The sequence below is a fragment of the Sorangium sp. So ce385 genome (genome assembly GCF_051474135.1).
GTDB lineage: Bacteria > Myxococcota_A > Polyangia > Polyangiales > Polyangiaceae > Sorangium > Sorangium cellulosum_D.
Map to the genome: position 1 here is coordinate 5785381 of NZ_CP150337.1, position 18601 is coordinate 5803981.

16 protein-coding genes are annotated in these 18601 nt (G+C 72.3%); 12 read left to right on the forward strand and 4 right to left on the reverse strand.

What is annotated here, in order from left to right:
• Window positions 1-7: 7 nt before the first annotated feature.
• Window positions 8-1543, reverse strand: coding sequence for a GH1 family beta-glucosidase (locus WME83_RS21010; protein WP_437321071.1), 1536 nt, complete (start codon window positions 1541-1543; stop codon window positions 8-10).
• A 146-nt stretch (window positions 1544-1689) separates the two neighbouring features.
• Between WME83_RS21010 and WME83_RS21015 the strand changes: the two genes are divergently transcribed.
• Window positions 1690-2658 (forward strand): quinone oxidoreductase family protein, encoded by a 969-nt coding sequence (locus WME83_RS21015; protein WP_437321072.1) that lies wholly within the window; start codon window positions 1690-1692, stop codon window positions 2656-2658.
• Window positions 2659-2799: 141 nt separating this feature from the next.
• Window positions 2800-4323: an SBBP repeat-containing protein gene (locus WME83_RS21020; protein ID WP_437321073.1), complete on the forward strand. Its 1524-nt coding sequence runs from the start codon at window positions 2800-2802 to the stop codon at window positions 4321-4323.
• 79 nt (window positions 4324-4402) lie between these two features.
• On the opposite strand, the gene WME83_RS21025 is transcribed toward WME83_RS21020, so the two are convergent.
• The gene (locus tag WME83_RS21025; protein ID WP_437321074.1) at window positions 4403-5173 is read right to left on the reverse strand and encodes a response regulator transcription factor; all 771 of its coding nucleotides are present in this window, start codon (window positions 5171-5173) and stop codon (window positions 4403-4405) included.
• Between the two features lie 210 nt (window positions 5174-5383).
• Here WME83_RS21025 and WME83_RS21030 point away from each other — a divergent pair, with 210 nt between their 5' ends.
• From WME83_RS21030 to WME83_RS21065, 8 genes are all read left to right on the forward strand, one after another.
• A complete protein-coding gene (locus WME83_RS21030; protein WP_437321075.1) occupies window positions 5384-7069 on the forward strand; it encodes an amidohydrolase in 1686 nt (561 codons plus the stop codon).
• Between the two features lie 70 nt (window positions 7070-7139).
• Entirely contained in the window at window positions 7140-7505 is a 366-nt protein-coding gene (locus tag WME83_RS21035) for a glutaredoxin (protein ID WP_437321076.1), read from the forward strand.
• A 109-nt stretch (window positions 7506-7614) separates the two neighbouring features.
• Window positions 7615-9072 (forward strand): hypothetical protein, encoded by a 1458-nt coding sequence (locus WME83_RS21040; RefSeq protein ID WP_437321077.1) that lies wholly within the window; start codon window positions 7615-7617, stop codon window positions 9070-9072.
• A gap of 237 nt (window positions 9073-9309) precedes the next feature.
• The gene (locus WME83_RS21045; RefSeq protein ID WP_020736135.1) at window positions 9310-10230 is read left to right on the forward strand and encodes an ABC transporter permease; all 921 of its coding nucleotides are present in this window, start codon (window positions 9310-9312) and stop codon (window positions 10228-10230) included.
• 2 nt (window positions 10231-10232) lie between these two features.
• Window positions 10233-11306 carry an ABC transporter permease gene (locus WME83_RS21050; protein ID WP_437321078.1) on the forward strand — a complete coding sequence of 358 codons (1074 nt, stop codon included), beginning with the start codon at window positions 10233-10235 and terminating at the stop codon, window positions 11304-11306.
• 41 nt (window positions 11307-11347) lie between these two features.
• Complete coding sequence (locus tag WME83_RS21055) at window positions 11348-12361, forward strand: ABC transporter ATP-binding protein (protein WP_437321079.1); 1014 nt, start codon at window positions 11348-11350, stop codon at window positions 12359-12361.
• Window positions 12358-13374 (forward strand): ABC transporter ATP-binding protein, encoded by a 1017-nt coding sequence (locus WME83_RS21060; protein ID WP_437321080.1) that lies wholly within the window; start codon window positions 12358-12360, stop codon window positions 13372-13374. The genes WME83_RS21055 and WME83_RS21060 overlap by 4 nt, the downstream gene beginning before the upstream one ends.
• Window positions 13375-13499: 125 nt before the next feature.
• The gene (locus WME83_RS21065; protein WP_437321081.1) at window positions 13500-15008 is read left to right on the forward strand and encodes a hypothetical protein; all 1509 of its coding nucleotides are present in this window, start codon (window positions 13500-13502) and stop codon (window positions 15006-15008) included.
• Between the two features lie 213 nt (window positions 15009-15221).
• On the opposite strand, the gene WME83_RS21070 is transcribed toward WME83_RS21065, so the two are convergent.
• Window positions 15222-15941, reverse strand: a complete 720-nt coding sequence (locus tag WME83_RS21070; protein WP_437321082.1) for a hypothetical protein — start codon at window positions 15939-15941, stop codon at window positions 15222-15224.
• A gap of 168 nt (window positions 15942-16109) precedes the next feature.
• Here WME83_RS21070 and WME83_RS21075 point away from each other — a divergent pair, with 168 nt between their 5' ends.
• Window positions 16110-16460 carry a BolA family protein gene (locus WME83_RS21075; protein ID WP_044988516.1) on the forward strand — a complete coding sequence of 117 codons (351 nt, stop codon included), beginning with the start codon at window positions 16110-16112 and terminating at the stop codon, window positions 16458-16460.
• A 14-nt stretch (window positions 16461-16474) separates the two neighbouring features.
• Window positions 16475-17287 (forward strand): metallophosphoesterase family protein, encoded by an 813-nt coding sequence (locus WME83_RS21080; protein ID WP_437321083.1) that lies wholly within the window; start codon window positions 16475-16477, stop codon window positions 17285-17287.
• Window positions 17288-17374: 87 nt separating this feature from the next.
• Here the strand turns inward: WME83_RS21080 and WME83_RS21085 are convergent, their stop codons facing one another.
• Window positions 17375-18574: an Rpn family recombination-promoting nuclease/putative transposase gene (locus WME83_RS21085; RefSeq protein ID WP_437321084.1), complete on the reverse strand. Its 1200-nt coding sequence runs from the start codon at window positions 18572-18574 to the stop codon at window positions 17375-17377.
• Window positions 18575-18601: the final 27 nt, after the last annotated feature.

Here is an 18601-nt window from a genome sequence, read left to right on the forward strand (position 1 = left end):
TCCGGGATCAACCGGTCACGTTGTCCCAGGCCACCGCGGTCGGCCCGAGGAGCGAGCGCCCGTTGGTCGCGATGACGTCCTTGTACCAGGAGAACGAGTCCTTCGGGATCCGGCGCTGGGTCTGGTAATCGACGTAGACGAGCCCGAACCGCTCCCTGTAGCCCTCGGCCCACTCGAAGTTGTCGAGGAGCGACCAGGCCCAGTATCCGAAGACGTCGACGCCCTCCTTCACCGCCCGCGCCAGGCCGAGCAGGTACCGGTGCATCAGGTCGATGCGCTGCGGGTCGTGCACCTTCCCGTCGAGGAAGACCTGGTCCCGCGTGGCGGTGCCGTGCTCGGTGATGCCGATGGGCAGCTTGTAGCGCTCCCAGAAGAACCTCGTGCCCCAGTACAGGGTGCTGGGGACCACCTGCAGCCAGTCGAGCGTCGCGCGCGGGTAGCCCGGCGGGGACGCGACGCGCTCGGGCTTGCCGTCCTTGCCCCGACGCCACGTGCCCGCCGAGTACATGTTGAGCCCGAGGTAGTCGAGCGGCCGCTTGATCTGGTCGAAGTCGCTGGCGGGGAAGTCGGGCACGTCGTTGCCGAAGAGCTTGAGGCCGCTCTCCGGATACCGCCCCTCGAGCACCGGCGCGATCCACCAGGCGTTGTTCCACGGGTGCCGCTCGTAGACCGAGAAGATCGCCTCGCGCGCCGCCTCGACGTCGCCCGGGTCCTCCGTCGCGGGGCGCTGGACCTGGGTCGCGAGCACGTAGCCGACCTTCGCCGCCTTGGCCGCGGCGCGCAGGGCGTCCACCTGCTTGCCGTGCGCGCGCATCTGGTTGTGCGCGGCGGTCAGGTAGTCCCGGTACGGGAGCTTGAGCCCGGGGGCGAAGTGCCCCTCGAGGAGCGCGTTGCCGATGAACGCCTGCGGCTCGTTCTGCGTCACCCACCACGGCACGCGATCGCCGAGCCGCTCTGCGACGATGGTCGTGTAGTCGGCGAACCAGTCGGCGACGTCCCGCTGGAGGAACCCGCCGCGGTCCTGGAGCGCCTGGGGGAAGTCCCAGTGGAACAGCGTGCACAAGGGCACGATGCCGAGGCGGAGGAGCTCGTCGACGAGCCGGTCGTAGAAGTCGAGCCCCTTCGCGTTGACCTTGCCCGTGCCCTCCGGGAGGACGCGTGTCCACGAGACGCTGAAGCGATAGCTCTTGGCCCCGAGCTCGGCGAGCAGCCCGAAGTCCTCCTTGTAGCGGTGGTAGTGGTCGCACGCGACGTTCCCGGTGTGCCCTTCGAAGACCTTCCCGGGGGTGTTCGAGAAGACGTCCCACACGGAGGGGCCGCGGCCGTCCTCGGTGGCGGCGCCTTCGATCTGGTAGGCCGCGGTGGCCGCGCCCCACAGGAAGCCCTCGGGGAACGGCGCGGCCGTCGTGCCTGCCGGCCCCGCGCCGGCCGACGGCGCCGGCGACGCGGGCGCCGAGGCGGAGGCCGCGGCAGCGGACGGGGCGGGTGAGGCGCCAGGGGCGTTGTGCTGGGTGAGCGGCTCGGAAGGAGTGGAAGCGGACATGAGGGCGCATCATCCACGGCGCGCGTTGGGCAGCAATGGGATCGATGCCTGCGGCGCGGCGGCGCGGCGGCGCTCGGCGGGCAGCGGTGCGTCGAGGCCTGCGCCGGTCGCTTGACGGGCCGCTCCGGCTCGGCAACATGGGCGGCATGCTCGCGATCCGACCGAAAGCCGCTGGCGGCCCCGAGGTGATGACGCTGGAGGAGCACCCGACGCCGACGCCGGGCCCGGGTGAAGCCGTGGTCCGCGTCGAGGCCGCCGGGGTGAACTTCATCGACATTTACCAGCGGAGCGGCCAGTACAAGGTCGAGCCGCCGATCCCGCTCGGGCTCGAGGGCGCGGGGCGCGTCGAGGCGGTGGGGCCGTCGGTCACCGGGGTGAGGGAAGGGGACGAGGTCGCGTGGGCGGGCGGGCCCGGCTCGTACGCCACGCACGTCCGCATCCCGGTCGCGAAGCTGGTCCCGGTGCCCGCGGGCGTCGGCGCGAAGCGCGCGGCGGCGGCGATGCTCCAGGGCATGACCGCGCACTACCTCGTGCGCTCCACGTTCGCGCTCGGGCCGGGCCACACGTGCCTGGTCCACGCGGCGGCGGGCGGGATGGGGCTGCTCCTCTGCCAGATGGCGAAGCGGCTCGGCGCGCGCGTGATCGGCACCGTCTCGACGGAGGAAAAGGCGCGGCTCGCGCGCGAGGCCGGCGCGGACGAGGTGATCCTGTACACGCGGGCGGACGTCGAGGCCGAGGCGCGCCGGCTCACGGGCGGCGCCGGGGTCGACGTGGTCTACGACGGGGTCGGGCGCGACACGTTCGAGAAGAGCCTGGGCGCGCTCCGCCCGCGCGGCATGCTGGTGCTCTTCGGCCAGTCGAGCGGGCCGGTGCCCGCGTTCGACCCGCAGATCCTGAGCCAGAAGGGGTCGCTCTTCCTGACGCGGCCGAGCCTCGGGCACTACACGGCGACGCGCGAGGAGCTGCTCCAGCGCGCCGAGGACGTGCTCGGCGCGATCGCGCGGGGCGAGCTCACGATCTCGGTCGGCGCGACGTACCCGCTCGCCGAGGCGGCGGAGGCGCACCGCGCGCTCGCCGGCCGGGCGACGACGGGAAAGGTGCTGCTCGTGCCGTAGAGCGCCGGGCGGCCTGACGCGCGGAGATCGTAGCGGGGCCGGATGAATGCGGGACCGGCGCGAGGCATCGGAGCCGGCATGATGAGCAGCTCCGACGTTCTGGGTTCGACTTCATGGGTTCGCAGGTGCGCCTCCGTCGCTGTGTACGTCGCGTGCCTGGCCGCCTCCGCGGCATGCGAGCTGACCGTCAACGATGGCTCGACGGGAGAGGGCGGCACCGGGGGCGCAGGCGGCTCGACAGGTGAAGGCGGCAGCGGCGGCGCCGGCGGCTCGACGGGAGAGGGCGGCAGCGGCGGCGCCGGCGGCTCGACGGGAGAGGGCGGCAGCGGCGGCGCAGGCGGCTCGACGGGAGAGGGCGGCACCGGGGGCGCAGGCGGCTCGACAGGTGAAGGCGGCGACGGCGGCGCCGGCGGCTCGACGGGAGAGGGCGGCACCGGGGGCGCAGGCGGCTCGACAGGTGAAGGCGGCAGCGGCGGCGCCGGCGATCTCGCATGGGCGCGCAGCGCTGGCGGCCCCGGCGCCGACGAGGGCAGAGGCATCGCGAGCGACGCCGCGGGCAACCTCTACATCACCGGCTTCTTCTCGGGGACGGTCGACTTCGGCGACGGCCCCCTCACGAGCGCCGGACAAGAGGACATCTTCCTCCTCAAGCTCGACCCCTCGGGGGCGTTGCTCTGGAGCAAACGATTCGGGAGCGGACTGAGCGAGAAAGGGCACGCCGTGGCCGTCGACGGGAGCGGCAACATCGTCCTCTCCGGCAGCTATACCGGCGGGCTCGGCGCTGCCACCGTGGACTTCGGCGGAGGGCCGCTCGACAACTCGGACACCTACGGGCTCGTCTTCGCGGTCAAGCTCGATCCCAACGGCGAGCACCTCTGGAGCCTGGGTTCCATCGCCCCCCCGGACTGGGCCTATTTTGCCGACGTGGGCACCCATCAGCTCGCCCTCGATCCGCTTGGCAACATCCACCTGGCGGTCTTCGCCTATCAGCGCAGCCTCATGTCGGTGGTGAAGCTCGATCCCGCGGGCCAACTGCTCTGGAATCGCGAGATCCCTGGCGGCGGAGATCTTGGCAACCGCTCGAGCCTCGCGCTCGACAGCGCCGGCAACGTGCTGGCCACGCGCGAGGCCATCGCCAGCAGCCAGGCCACCGGCTTCGATGCAAGGCGGTTCGCCGTCTCCAAGCTCGATCCGGCGGGGGAGGTCCTCTGGAGCCGGCTCATCGGTCCCGAGGTCTTCGATCCCGAAGATCCCGGGGCGATCGCGCTCGCGGTGGCCGTCAACGCCGCCGACGAGGTGCTCGTCGCGGGCCATACCTATGGAATCACCGATTTCGGCGGCGGCGCGCCCCCCGCTGGCCCCGTCCTCGTCAAGCTGAACGCGGACGGCGAGCACGTCTTCAGCCGCTCGATCCCCTTCGAGGACAGGATCGCGGTCGACGGCGACGGCAACATCCTCGTCGCCGGGCGCGGCATCGCCAAGCTGGATCCCTCCGGTGAGCCGCAGTGGGCTCGCCACTTCGATGCTCCGGTGTACGGCCTCGCCGTCTCTCCGCTCGGCACCATCGCCGCCACGGGCGCCGCCTTCGCGGCGGTGGACCTCGGCGCAGGCCCGATCGCCCACGCAGGGGGCTTCGACGTCTTCGTCGCGACATTCCACCCGTAAGGCGTTCTGCGGGCTCTGGAGACGGCGCACGCCGCCTTCGAGTCCGCCGGGGCAAGCGCCGCGCGCTTCGCCGCGGCGCTCACCCCGGGTGGAGGCAGCGGGCGAGGAGCTCGCCGCGGCTCTGGACGCCGAAATGACGGTGGAGCGCCTTCACGTAGTCGTGCACGGTGTGCGGGCTGATCCGGAGCTCGGCCGCGATCTCCTTCTCGCTCAGCCCCCGCGCGAGGCCCCGCAACGTCTCGCGGAGGCGAGGGGCGAGGCCGGCGAGGAGCGCGGCCGGGACCTCGGGCGGGCGGTGCAGGAAGCCGCACTCTTCATGAAACACGTTGACGAGCTGGCGGTCCCGCTCCGTGTACGGGCGATCTCCCCACGAGCGATGCAGGGCGATGGTGAGGGCCGTATCGGGGCCGGTCCGGAACGCCGTGTAGATGAAATCGTCCACGTTGCCGGCGCGGCGGAACTCCTGCACGTGCTCCGAGCCGTACCACTCGCGGTCCTGGAGGAGCTGGCGGCGCATCACGGTCGCGACCGGGGCGGCCGAGACCTGCGCGAACCGCGGCAGCGACGGGTCCTCCGAGCGGCGCTGCGCCGAGCCGACGTAGTGCAAGAAGCCGTCTCGCTGGCCCGCGTTCTCCCAGCCGACGCCGAACGCGTTCCCGAGCACCACGCGCCCCGAGGCGAGGCCCTTCAGCTCGACCCAGAGCCCGATCCGGGCGCCCACCAGCGCGCACAGACCCGCGACCGCGTGCTGCTTCTGGTCCTCCGAGCCGCGCGGCAGGTCGCGGAGGTCGTTCGCGAGCCGGAGCGCCCGCCTCAGCTGCTCGAAGCCCGGGTCCTCGGAGCGTCCCACACCCTGCATCTGCCTCGTCCCGCCCCGCATCCTATCGCGAGGGCGCCGCCCGTCCACGCCTCCCGGGACGCGCAGGCGCGCGCCGACCCCCCTGTTCAGGGGAATCGCCCGGGGCGGCTCCGCGACCGACAGTTCGCGTTGCCCCCGGCGATGCGCGCCGCCCGGAGGCGCCCCATCGACCTCGTGTCGCGCGCGGAAAGCAGAGCGAACATGTCCCGTCGCCTCGGTATCTCTGGTCCCCTCCTGCTCGCTGCGTCGCTCCTCCTCTCCACCTCGGCCGCGACCGCCGCGACGGCGCGGACCATCCTCCACAACGGCAAGATCTTCACCTCGGATCCGGACAACCTCTGGGCCGAGGCGGTGGCCGTCCGGGGGCGCCGCATCGTCGCCGTGGGCAGCAACGATGAGGTCCTCGACCTCGCCGCGCCGGGGACCCGGATCGTCGACCTCGGCGGCCGCACCGTGATCCCGGGCCTCAACGACGCCCATGTCCACGTGCTCGCGCCGTCCGGCCATCCCCTGAACTCGCCGGCGTCGTTCGTCCCCGGGCCGGGGCCGACGCTCGCCGAGATGCTGGACCTCGTCGCCTCGGGCGCGAGCGAGGCGGCGGCGGGCACATGGCTCATCGGGTTCATCGGGACGGCCGTGTTCGAGGACGCCCAGGCCAACCGCTTCGCGCTCGACACGGTGTCGCCGGACCACCCGGTGGTGCTCTTCGCGTGGACCGGACACGGCACCTGGCTCAACAGCCGGGCCATGGAGGTCCTCGGCATCGCGGAGGACGAGCCGGATCCGTTCGGCGGCCACTACGCGCGCGTGCCGGGCTCCGACGTGCTCACCGGCGAAGCGCACGAGTATGCCGAGCACCAGATCCGGCGGAAGCTCTACGCCCTCCGGTCCGACGAGGAGCTCGCCGCGCAGTACCGGAGCTTCGCGCGCGAGGCGCTGCGCCGCGGCTTCACCAGCCTGCAGGACATCGCGGTCGGCCTCCCGCACGGCCGCGCCCTCGCCGTCCTCGAGGCGGCGGATCTCCCGATCCGCGTCCGCTCCATCTGCGCGCCGCTCTCCCTCGACGAGGGCTGCGAGCCCGGGCGAGGCGGCCCCGGATCGAAGGTCCGCGCGTCGGGCATCAAGTGGTTCACCGACGGCACGCCGGTCGAGCGGCTCGCGTGCGTGAGCGAGCCGTACGCCGATCGCCCCGGGTGGTCCGGCGCCTTCAACCTCCCCGAGGAGCCGCTCGCCGCGATCCTCGACGAGGGCCTGCACGGCTCGCCCCGGGAGAACCAGCTGCTCTTCCACGCCGTGGGCGACGAGGCGATCGGCCGGATCTTCGACGCCATGGAGGCGAGCGGCGGTCCGTCCGCGTGGCGCGGCCGGCGGACGCGCATCGAGCACGGCGATCTGCTCCTCCCGTCGGACGTCGCGCGCGCGCGGGAGCTCGGCGCCATGGTCGTGCAGAACCCGACGCACCTCGGGCTGCCCCACGTCTTCGCCGAGCGCTTCTCGCCGGAGATCCTGCGCGACGTCGAGCCGCTCGCCTCGCTGCTCGGCGAGGGGGTCCCGCTCGCGCTCGGCACCGACGGCATCGGCGCCGTGATGAACCCGTTCGTGGATCTCCTGTTCGCGACGATCCACCCGACGCGCCCCGAGGAGGCGCTGACCATCGAGGAGGCCGTCATGGCGTACACGAGCGGCTCCGCCCATGCGGAGCTCGAGGAGCACCGGAAAGGCACCCTCGCGCCCGGCCGGCTCGCCGATCTCGCGGTGCTCTCGCGCGACATCTTTGGCCCCATCTCGCCGGAGGCGATGGTGGGCACGACGAGCGAGCTCACGATGGTCGGCGGCGAGATCGTGTGGGATTCCGGGGAGCTCGCGCTGGACGGCGAGGCGCGGTAGCGAGCTCCGGCGCAAGGTTGACCGCGCACCCTCCGCGCCGGTAGGCTGCCGGCGCGGAGGTGCTCCTCTCATGTCCGAACGTCCCACGCTCTCTCCCGAGAAGGTTTCCGACGCGGTGAAGTCGCAGGTCGCGAGCTTTCATCGCTCCATCGTGGACGAGGTCGCAGGCGCCGTGAGCCGCGACCGGGTGGTCCTCGTCGGGATGGCCCAGAATCCCTTCGTGAAGAAGGCGCGGCAGCTGCTCGATGGAGAGGGCGTGAGGTATACCTACCTGGAATACGGGAGTTACCTCTCCAAGTGGAAGGAGCGGCTCGCCATCAAGCTCTGGGCCGGCTTTCCGACGTTCCCCATGGTGTTCGTCGACGGGGTCCTCGAGGGTGGCTATGCCGAGCTCGTGAAGCTCCGCGATCAAGGCAAGCTCAAGAAGCAACCGTGAGCGGGCGCGGATGAACGCCGCCGACAGCACGCGCATCGGAGCCGGCATGAACGAACGCAAGGATCGCGCGAGGTTGGCTTTCGGGCTTGGGCGGTGCGCTTCGGTTGCGGTGTCTGTCGCGCTTCTCGCGAGCTCTGCCGGGTGCAAGATCACCGTGGGCGGCGAGGGAACCGGTGGCTCGGCGGGTGCCGGCGGCGAGGGCGGAGCGACCGGCAGCGGCGGTGCTGGCGGTGCCGGCGGCGCCACCGGCAGCGGCGGTGCCGGCGGCGAGGGCGGCGCTACCGGCAGCGGCGGTGCCGGCGGCGAGGACGGCGCTACCGGCAGCGGCGGCGCCGGCGGCGCGGAAAGCGCCCTCTCGTTGGCGTGGGTCCACGGATACGGCGGTCATGGTGAGGATCAAGCCCATGACATCGCCAGCGACCCGCTGGGGAACTTCTACGTCACCGGCACGTTCCAAGGGACCGTCGACTTCGGCGCCGGCCCGCTCACCAGCGCGGGCCGCGCGGACATCTTCCTCCTCAAGCTCGATCCCTCGGGCACGTTGCTCTGGAGCAAGCGCTTCGGGAGCACGTTCGACGAGACCGCGTACACCCTGGCCGTCGACACGCTCGGCGACATCTTCCTCGCCGGGACGTACGACGGCGACGACTACGGCTTCAATCTCAGCGTCGATTTCGGCGGGGGTCCGCTACCGTTCGAGGGGAGCACCCACTTGAAGGGTTTCGCGGTCGAGCTCGATCCCGACGGCGGGCACCTCTGGAGTCGCGGGTTCCTGGCCGCTCCGTGGATTTATGGAAACAACGTCGTGCAGGACATCGCCGCAGATGCGCTCGGCAATGCCTACGTGACCATCAGGGGCGGAAGTGACCAGAGCTCCGTCTCCGTGGCGAAGCTGGACGTCGAAGGCAATGTCGTCTGGAATCATACGATGCCTGCGGGGGGCGATCTCAATTTCCACGGAGAGCTCGCGCTCGACAGCGCCGGCAACGTCCTGGCGGTGAGCGAGTCCAAGGCCGGCGCCCCCGGAATCTGCCCTTGCACCAGACACTTCGCGGTCGCGAAATTCGCGCCGACGGGCGATGTGCTCTGGCACCGGGCGTTCGGCCCGGGCTCCACGGGCGGCTCGTCCTCCGACGTCGGCGCGGAAGCCTTCGCGGTCGCGGTCAACGCGGCGGACGAGGTGTTCGTTCTCGGCCAGACCGACGGCAGCGTCGACTTCGGCGGCGGCGTGCTCCCCGCGGGGACCGTGCTCGTCAAGCTGGACGCCGACGGCGAGCATGTCTTCAGCCGGTCGATCCCCTTCGGCCGGGAGATCGCCGTGGACAACGACGACGGCATCCTCATCAATGGCTACAACAACCTCACGCTCTCCAGCAGCCTCTCCAGGCTCGACGCGAGCGGGGCGGAGCTCTGGACGGTCCCATTCTGGGGCGGCGCCGATTTCTGCGTTTCTCCCCTGGGCATGGTCGCCTCCGCCGGCACGTTCACCGGGCCGTTCGACTTCGGCACCGGGCCGATCTCCGTCAGCGGCCCCTCGGACGCCTTCGTCTTGGCGTTTTCCCCGTAGCGCCGGGCGCCGGCGCCCCCAGCGCGCAGGCCGCCTCGACCGCGGCAGCGCGACGCGCGAAACGCCGCGCCGGCCAGCGATTCCGTGATATGCGGAAAGACGCGGCGCGCCCTCGCGGCCGTCGCCGCGCTGAAGGAAGGCAGCACGGAGGCACCTCGTGACATCGCTCGGGATCCACGCACGGCGGCGGCATGACGAGGCGAGCGGCGCGGCACGACGGCCGGCAGGCGGCGCGCCGTGAGCACCTACGCCATCAAGCGGCTGCTCTCGATCATCCCCACGCTCTTCATCGTCGCCACCCTGGTGTTCATCCTGGTGCGCATCGTGCCGGGCGGCCCGTTCGATCAGGAGCGGGCCGTGCCCGTCGAGGTCCAGCGGCAGCTCGACGCCAAGTACCACCTGAACGATCCGGTGCTGAAGCAGTACGGCGACTGGCTCTTTGCGCTCGTCACCCGAGGCGACCTCGGCCCGACGTTCAAGTACCCGAACCGCACCGTCAACGAGATCATCGCCCTCAGCCTGCCCGTGTCGATGCAGCTCGGGTTCTGGGCGATGCTCTTCGCCCTGGCGATGGGCATCCCGCTCGGCATCGTCGGCGCGATCCGCCAGAACACCTGGAAGGACACGGCGGCCATGGGGGTCGCCATGGTCGGCCTCAGCGTGCCGCGGTACGTGCTCGCGCCGCTGCTCATGCTCGTCTTCTCGCTCAAGCTCTACTGGTTCCCCGTGGCCCGCTGGGAGACGTGGCGGCACATGGTGCTCCCGGTCATCTGCGCCGGATTGCCGGTGGCCGCCTACATCGCCCGGCTGACGCGCGGCGGGATGCTCGAGGTGATCCGCTCCGACTTCATCCGGACCGCCCGCGCCAAGGGGCTGTCCGAGCGCAAGGTCGTCCTGAAGCACGCGCTCCGGGGCGGGCTGCTCCCGGTCGTGAGCTTCCTCGGCCCCGGCTTCAGCGGCCTGCTCGTCGGCTCCCTCGTCGTCGAGAAGATCTTCAACATCCCCGGCATGGGCCGCTACTTCGTCGAGGCGGCCACGAACCGCGACTACAACCTCGTGATGGGGGTCATGCTCGTCTACGGCTTCCTGCTCATGCTCTTCAACGCGCTCGTCGACGTGGCGTACGCCTTCATCGACCCGCGGGTGGAGCTGCGCTGACCATGCCCGCCGCCCCCCCGCCGCCCGCCGCAGAGCCCGCCGTCGCCGGCGCCTCGCCCGCCGCGCCCGGCGACCTGCCCGCCGTCCCCGGCGGCGCGGCGCCGCGCCCCGCAGGCCCGCTGCGGCTCGACGCGCTCGAGCAGGGGTCGAGCCTCGGGCGCGACGCGTGGCGGCGGCTCCGCAAGAACCGCGCGGCGGTCGTCTGCGGCGCCGTGCTCCTCGCGATGATCCTCGCCTGCATCCTCGTCCCCGAGCTCTCGAGCTACCGGTACGACAAGGCCGACCTCAAGCTCGGCGCGCAGCCGCCGTCGCTCGCGCACTGGATGGGCACCGACTACTTCGGCCGCGACCTGATGGCCCGCGTCTTCTTCGGCGGGCGCATCTCGTTCGCCGTCGGCATCATCGCGACGCTCGTGAGCTTCTTCATCGGCGTGAGCTGGGGCGGCGTCGCCGGCTACTTCGGCGGCAAGGTCGACGCGATCATGATGCGCATCGTGGACGTGCTCTACACGTTCCCGTTCCTCATCCTCGTCATCCTGCTCATGGTCTTCTTCGCGAACGACCAGACGCCCCTCTACCGCGCCTGGAAGGTCGCGCTCGGCCTGTTCGTGCAAGATCCCTCGGATCCGAGCTATTTCCCCATCTTCCAGATCGTCGTCGTCTTCGCGGCCCTCGGCGGCATCTCCTGGCTCACGATGGCCCGCATCGTCCGCGGCCAGGTCATCGCCCTGCGCAGCCAGCCGTTCATCGAGTCGGCGCGCTCGATCGGCGTCGGCCACGCCGCGCTGATCTTCCGGCACCTCGTGCCGAACGCGCTCGGCCCGATCATCGTCTACACGACGCTCACCATCCCCGAGGTGATGATGACGGAGGCGTTCCTGAGCTTCCTCGGCCTCGGCACGCAGGAGCCGCTCTCGAGCTGGGGCCTGCTCGCGTCCACGGGCGCCGACGCGATGGACCTCTTCCCTTGGCAGCTCATCTTCCCGGCGCTGATGCTCGCGCTCACGCTGATCTGCTTCAATTTCCTCGGCGACGGCCTCCGCGACGCCCTCGATCCACGCATCCGAAAGGACTGAAGGGGCGCGCCGCCCCCGCGGCGCGCGCGCCCAGACGAACCATGCTGATCGAGGTCAACAACCTGAAGACCCACTTCTTCACCGAGGAGGGGGTGGTGCGCGCGGTCGACGGCATCTCCTTCAGCCTCGATCGCGGCGAGGTGCTCGGGATCGTCGGCGAGTCCGGCTCGGGCAAGAGCGTGACGAGCCTCTCGCTGCTCCGGCTCATCCCCGACCCGCCGGGGCGGATCGTCGGCGGCCAGATCCTGCTCGAGTCCGAGGGGGGCGTCGTCGAGGACCTCGTGGAGGCGAGCGAGGCGCGGATGGAGCGCATCCGCGGCGACCGGATCGCGATGATCTTCCAGGACCCGATGACGTCGCTGAACCCTTACCTCCGGGTGAGCGAGCAGCTCATCGAGGTGCTGGAGCTGCACCGCGGCCTGGGGCGCGCCGAGGCCCGCCGGCGCAGCGTCGAGATGCTGCAGGCGGTGGGCATCCCCGCGGCGGCGTCGCGGATCGACGACTACCCGCACCAGCTCTCGGGCGGGATGCGGCAGCGCGTGATGATCGCCATGGCGCTGCTCTGCGACCCGGATCTGCTCATCGCCGACGAGCCGACGACGGCGCTCGACGTCACGATCCAGGCGCAGATCCTGGACCTCATCCGGGAGCGGAAGGAGGCGCTCGGCGCGGCGGTCCTGCTCATCACGCACGACCTCGGCGTCGTCGCGAAGATGGCCGATCGCGTCGCGGTCATGTACGCCGGGCGCATCGTCGAGGAGGGCCCGGTCGGCGCCATCTTCCACGCCCCGCGGCACCCGTACACGATCGGCCTGTCGCGGTCGATCCCGCGGATCGAGGGCCCGCGCGGCGCCGACCTCGTCCCCATCCCCGGGATGCCGCCGTCGCTCGCGCGCCTGCCGCCGGGCTGCCCGTTCCACCCGCGCTGCGCGCACGCGGTCGCCGCCTGCCGCGAGGAGGCGCCGCTCTCGCGGGTCGTCTCGGGCGAGGGGGACAGGAGGGCGCTGCACGTCGTGCGGTGCCACGTCGAGGACGTCGCCGGACGAGCGCCATGACCACACCCGCCACACCTCCGCCGCTGCTCTCGGTGCGCGATCTCAAGGTCCACTTCCCGGTGCGGCGCGGCCTGCTCCAGCGGCAGGTCGGCACGGTGCGCGCGGTCGACGGCGTCTCCTTCGACGTCGACCGCGGCGCCACGCTCGGCCTCGTCGGCGAGTCCGGCTGCGGCAAGTCGACGACGGGGCGGGGCATCCTGCGCCTCGTCCCGCCCACGTCGGGGAGCGTGAAGATCGACGGCCGGGAGATCCTGACGCTCGATCCGCGCGCGCTGCGCAAGGCCCGCCGCGAGATGCAGATGATCTTCCAGGACCCCTACGCGAGCCTGAACCCGCGCATGACGGTCCACGACCTCATCGCCGAGCCGCTCTTCACCCACGGCCTCGCCTCGTCGCGCGACGAGTCGCTCCGCGAGGTGGCGCGCCTGATGGAGCTCGTGGGGCTCTCGCCCTCGTACATGCGGCGCTATCCGCACGAGTTCTCCGGCGGCCAGCGGCAGCGGATCGGCATCGCCCGCGCGCTCGCCCTGAAGCCGAAGCTCGTGATCGCGGACGAGCCGGTCAGCGCGCTCGACGTGAGCATCCAGGCGCAGATCGTCAACCTGCTCGCCTCGCTCCAGCGCGAGCTGTCCCTCACGTACGTGTTCGTGGCGCACGACCTCGCGGTGGTCCGCCATCTGTCAAGCGAGATCGCGGTGATGTACCTCGGCCGGATCGTCGAGCGCGCCCGCCCAGATGCACTATTCCGCTCACCCCAGCATCCGTACACGCAGGCGCTGCTGTCGGCGATCCCGATCCCGGATCCCGACCAGGAGCGCAAGCGGCGTCGCCTGACGCTCGTCGGCGAAGTGCCGAGTCCGCTGAATCCGCCCTCCGGGTGCCATTTTCACACCCGCTGTCCTTATGCGATGGAGCGGTGCAGCATCGAGGTTCCTCCGCTGGAGGAGCGCCGTCCCGGTCACTGGGCGGCTTGCCACCTCACCGAGTTGCCCACCGCACCTACGCATCCGTGAAGTGATCCGGCGGAGCGCAGTTCCCGACATCGGTTGAGCTCGCTGTCCAGACATGACGGGGAATGTCCGATGACAGGATTTTCCTGACCTCTGTTTGGGTCGAGGAGGTTAGGATCCTTGGACCGATGCCGCGAATTTCCGACGCCACGCTTCGCGCCCAGATCCCGACGGCTCTCCTCATCGGCGGCGATCAGGCGCTGCTCGAGCGCTGCCAGGCGGCAGCGATGGACGTGGGGATCGTCGTCAAGGCGTGCCCCGTATCGATGGCCGCGGCGCTGGCGGAGGAGCGCCGGCCGGTGGCCATCGTGGTCACGTCGTCGACCTACGCGCTGGCTCCCGACGGGTTCGAGGAGATCGCGCGCGAGGTGGTGAGCACGCTCGTGCGCGTCGACGAGACGCTGACGGACGACGAGCTCGGGGCGATGCTCGGCACGGCGGCGCGCGAGAGCCGCAAGCAGCGCTCGTGGCAGCACACGCCGGGGCGCTACTCGCTGACGCCCGCGGACGACGGCGCGGGGCCGCGCTCGGAGCGCTGGACCCTCGGGGCGATGACGGACGCGTCTTCGCGGCGCGACGCCGAGGCGACGCCGCTGCCGCGCTCCGGGCCGCGGAGCGCGGGCGCGCAGGAGCTCGCGTTCCGCGAGCGCGTGGCGGCTGCCGTGGCCTCGCAGCGGCCGGAGCGCTGGGCGGCCGGCGGCCAGGGGGAGGCGCCGCACCGCCCGCTCGATCCGGCGGCGCCGCGCTCGGAGCGCCTGGGCGTGATGGCGTTGACGTCGCGCGCGCTGCCCTCGTCGCCGCCGGCGCCGACCGGCGTGGTGGCTGCGCGTCGGGACGCGTCGGTGCCGCCCGCGGGCAGGGCGGGCGCGTACGCGCGTCGGGACACGCCGATGCCGGCCTCGCAGCCGGCGGGGGGGTACGCGCGGCGGGATACGCCGGTGGCGGGCTCGCAGCTGGCCGCGACGTACGCGCGGGGGGCGACGCTGCCGGCCGCGGCGCATCCGCGGCGGGACACGCCGGCGCCGCTGTCGCAGCCGGCCGCCGCGTACCTGCGGCGAGAGGCGCACCCGGGGGTCGCGGTGCCGCGGCGGGACACGCCGGCACCGCTGTCGCAGCCGGCGGTGCCTGGCTCGTGGCAGGCGGCCGGGGCGTCGTACCGGCGCGAGGCGCTGGCGCCGAGCTCGCGGCCGACGGCGCCGAGCTCGCGGCCGACGGCGCCGAGCTCGCGGCCGGCGGCGCCGAGCTCGCGGCCGGCCGGGGCGTCGTCCCGGCGCGAGGCGCTGGCGCCGAGCTCGCGGCCGGCGGCGCCGCTGTCGCAGCCGACGGTGCCGAGCTCGCGGCGAGAGGCGCAGCTCGCCGGGGCGCCTCTTTGGCAGGAGACGCCGGTGCCGGCCTCGCAGCGCGGAGCGGGGCACCCGCAGCCAGAGATCACGGCGGGGCAGGTGGGCGCGGCGCCGTTGCAGCGAGAGGCGCTCGCGCCGGGCGCACCGGAAGGTGAGGCCTACGGCAGCCATTCCACGCCGCCGCCGAGCTCACACCGGGCCCCGCCTTCCTCCCGCAGAGCTCAGTTCCACGTCGACATCGCTCTCCTGTTCGACGAGCGAGGCCTGCCGCGCGCCGATCCAGAGGCGAAATGACGGCTCGGCCGCGCTGGAGCGGCGCGGGGCAACAGCGAGCGGGCTAGGCGCCCGGAAGAGAAGAGGCCAAGCGCCACGGCGCCCACGAGAGGCGGCAACGGCCGTGCGTCTCCGCTCTCCGGTGATGATGGCCCGGATCGGGAGGCACGTCCGGTTCTCCCAGTCAGCGCCTCTGATTCTCCAGCGCTCGCGAGATGTCGCCGAGAGTTCGGTTCAGCCACCGCCCGAGCCGCCGCCACCGCCCGAGCCGCCGCCACCACCATCGCCGCCCTCACCACCGCCCCCATCGCCGCGCGAGCCGCCCTCACCGCCGCCCCCATCGCCGCTCGAGCCACCGCCCCCATCGCCGCGCGAGCCGCCCTCACCGCCGCCCCCATCGCCGCTCGAGCCACCGCCCCCATCGCCGCGCGAGCCGCCCTCACCGCCCGCGCCGCCGCTGCCGTCTTCACACGACGCCGCGACGGTCAGCGACACGCTCCGGGTGAGCGGCTCCTGCTTGCTCTCGCCGCCGAGGATCGGCTCGCCCGCGTCGCTCACGGCGGCGATGGTGATCTCGAGCTCACCGTAGCGTTCCTCGGGATCGAGCGCGCCGAGGCGCACGTCGATCACGCGGCCGGCCGCGGCGTTGTTCCTCTCGCCGTCGACGCTGAGCACGAGGTGCCCGCACTGCCGGTACGTCAAGCAGGTGCCGGGAGGGCGGAGGAGGAGCTCCGAGACCGTGACGCTGATCGGAACCGTCGGCACATCGCCGGACGCGGCGTCCGAGGGCTCCCCGATCGCGACGCAGGCGCCGTCCTTCGGGCTCACGATCTCGAGCTGGGGCACTCCGGTCGGGCCGGGGGCGGTCGACGTCTCATCGTCGCTGCAGCCGGAAGCGCCGGCGAGCCCGGCGACGAGGACGAGCGCGAGCCGCGCAACCATCGGAGATGCCATGCCGCGCGGTTTATCCGTTGGCGTGGCGCCGGGCAATCCCTTCGTCCACGGTGGCCATCCCGCGGCCCGCGGAGGGCCCTCCGGCCCGGGTCCCGGCGGGCGGGCGCTCCTCCGCGCGGCGCTCATCGGGTGACCGGCGGCGCGGCTGGGGCTAAGCTTCGCGCGGCCATGACGACAGCGACGAGGCAGGAGTCGATCCAGAGCAAGCTCGCCCGCGCGCTCGAGCCCGTCCACCTCGAGGTGGAGAACGAGAGCCGCATGCACAGCGTGCCGGCGGGCTCGGAGACGCACTTCAAGGTGCTCGTGGTGAGCGAGGCGTTCCGGGGCCTGAGCCCCCTCGAGCGCCACCGGCGGGTCAACGAGGTCGTGCGCGAGGAGTTCGGCGCCGGGCTGCACGCCCTGACGATCCGCGCGATGACGCCGGACGAGTGGGAGCGGCAGGGGAGCGCGGGCTTCCGCTCGCCCGCGTGCCTGGGCGGCTCCAAGGGGACGCCGGATCCCGGCGCGGCGTCGAGCTGAGCGGCGAGGCGCGGATGGAGCTCGTCGTCGCGCTCGTCTCGGACCTGCACTTCGGCCCGCAGGCGTCGTTCGGGGGCAAGCTGCGCAAGCTCACGGGCGAGGCGCCCGCGCTGACGCGCGCCTTCGTGGAGCGGATGAACGAGGTCACGCGGCCCGACCTCGTCGTGAACCTGGGCGACGACATCGAGGACGAGGGGCCCGAGGCGGATCGGGCGCGTTACGGCGAGTGCATCGCGGCGCTCCGCGGCGTGCGGGCCGAGCTCTTTCACGTCGCCGGCAACCACGACGTGATCCACCTGAGCGAGGCCGAGCTGCTGTCCGCCTGGGGGAGGCCCGAGGTGACGCGGCTCCACTACTCGTTCGACCGCGGCGGGTACCACTTCACGGTCCTCCACACGCGCGAGCGCAAGGATCACGACGTGTCGGTGGGGCCCGAGCAGCTCGCCTGGCTCGCCGAGGACCTCGCGGGGACCTCGCTGCCCAAGGTCGTGCTGATGCACCACAGCGCGGCCGATCAGGATCTCCGGGGCAACCGATGGTTCGAGGGGAGCCCGCACATCTGCCTCGTGCGCGAGCGGCGGGCGATGCGGAAGCTCTTCGAGGAGCACGGCGTCCTCGCGGTCTTCAACGGCCACCTGCACTGGAACCACCTCGACGTGATCCGTGGCATCCCGTACGTGACGCTCCAGAGCTTGATCGAGAACCTCGACGACGACGCGCCGGGCCGCCCCGCGGCCGCGCACGCCGTGGTGCGCCTCGGCCCGAAGCGCGTCGTGGTCGAGATCGAGGGCGCGGAGCGGGCGCGGTACCAGTTCGACCGGCGGTAGGGGGCGGCGGCCGGCGGCTCCGCGGGGGCTTCACCTCCGGCCGAGCGGGCGGCCGCGTAGGGGCGGGCGTGGCGGCGCTTCCCCGGATCAGGCCCGCCGCGCGCGTTTGCGTGCCGCAGGGCGCCGCGTCGCTGCGGGGCGCTCGCCGTCCTCGGCGAGGACGTCCTCCGGCGTGGGGGCCGTGAGCACCCGCGTCGTCCAGGCGACGAGCGCCGCCTCGTTCGCGGCCAGGATCCGGGCGCTCACGTCGGCAGGCACGGCGCCGAACCTGGCCGCGAGCAGCTCCAGGAGCGTCTGTGCGCGCCCCTGCGCTCGCCCCTTGCGCTCGCCCCTGCGTTCGATCTCGTCCAGCGTGTTCACGATGGCCTCCTGGGCCCGTGGGCCCGCCGCCTTTTCCAAGAGCCGACCGATCTTCCGCACGCTGAAGCGCGCGTGCGTCGCCACAAGATAGCGCAGGAGCGCCTCCAGGGCAGCGAGCCCGCTCGGCGCCAGCAGCACCTCGTCCAGCGCGGCCGCGATGCGCCCGATCTCCCGCTCGAGCCGCGCGTCGTCGCCGGACACCGACAGGCACCACAGCACCACCTTTCCCAGCGCCGTCAGCGCCTGCTCCACCAGATCGCCGGCGCGCCCGCCGCTCACGTCGATCAGGCGCAGCTCGAAGCGCGGCGTGTGCGGCAGGAGCGCCGCCCGCGCCGGCCCATCGATCGCGACGATGTCCTCGAAGGCCCTGGCCGCCGTCCACCCCGTGTCGCTGTGATGGACCAGCACCGGCATGATCGGCGGCAGCTTCTTCAGTCCCGGCTGTTCGCGGACGAGCTGCTCCCAAAGCCGCATCATGTACAGGCCCATGCGGAAGACCATCAGCGCCTCGACCTCGCGCTGCTGCTCGACGATCACGTGAAAGTAGGCCCGCCCCTCTCCGATCCTGGCGGAGAGCACGAGATCGCTATGGCGGCTGCGCAGCGCGCGGTCGACGAAGCTGCCCTTCTCGACGCGCAGCGTGCCCCACCGCACGGCGGCGACCAGCGGCGGCGGCAGCGCGGCCTTCAGCAGGCCGACGGCGTGCTCGCGCTGGGAGAAGGTCCACTGGAACAGCGCATCGTGGGGCGAGCTCAGCGCACGCTTGCGCGGCGACTTCGGCATGGGGCAACCCTCGATGACCGACGCGCAGGTGGCAAGTCTTCGGCAGAGAAGTCGATGCGCACGCGATAGGATGCTTTTTAACGAACGAATAGCGTGAGCACGGGTATGCCAGTTTCTGCAATCTCGCACCGCATTCGGCGGCAAACAGGAAGCGCCCCGTGCAATGCACAA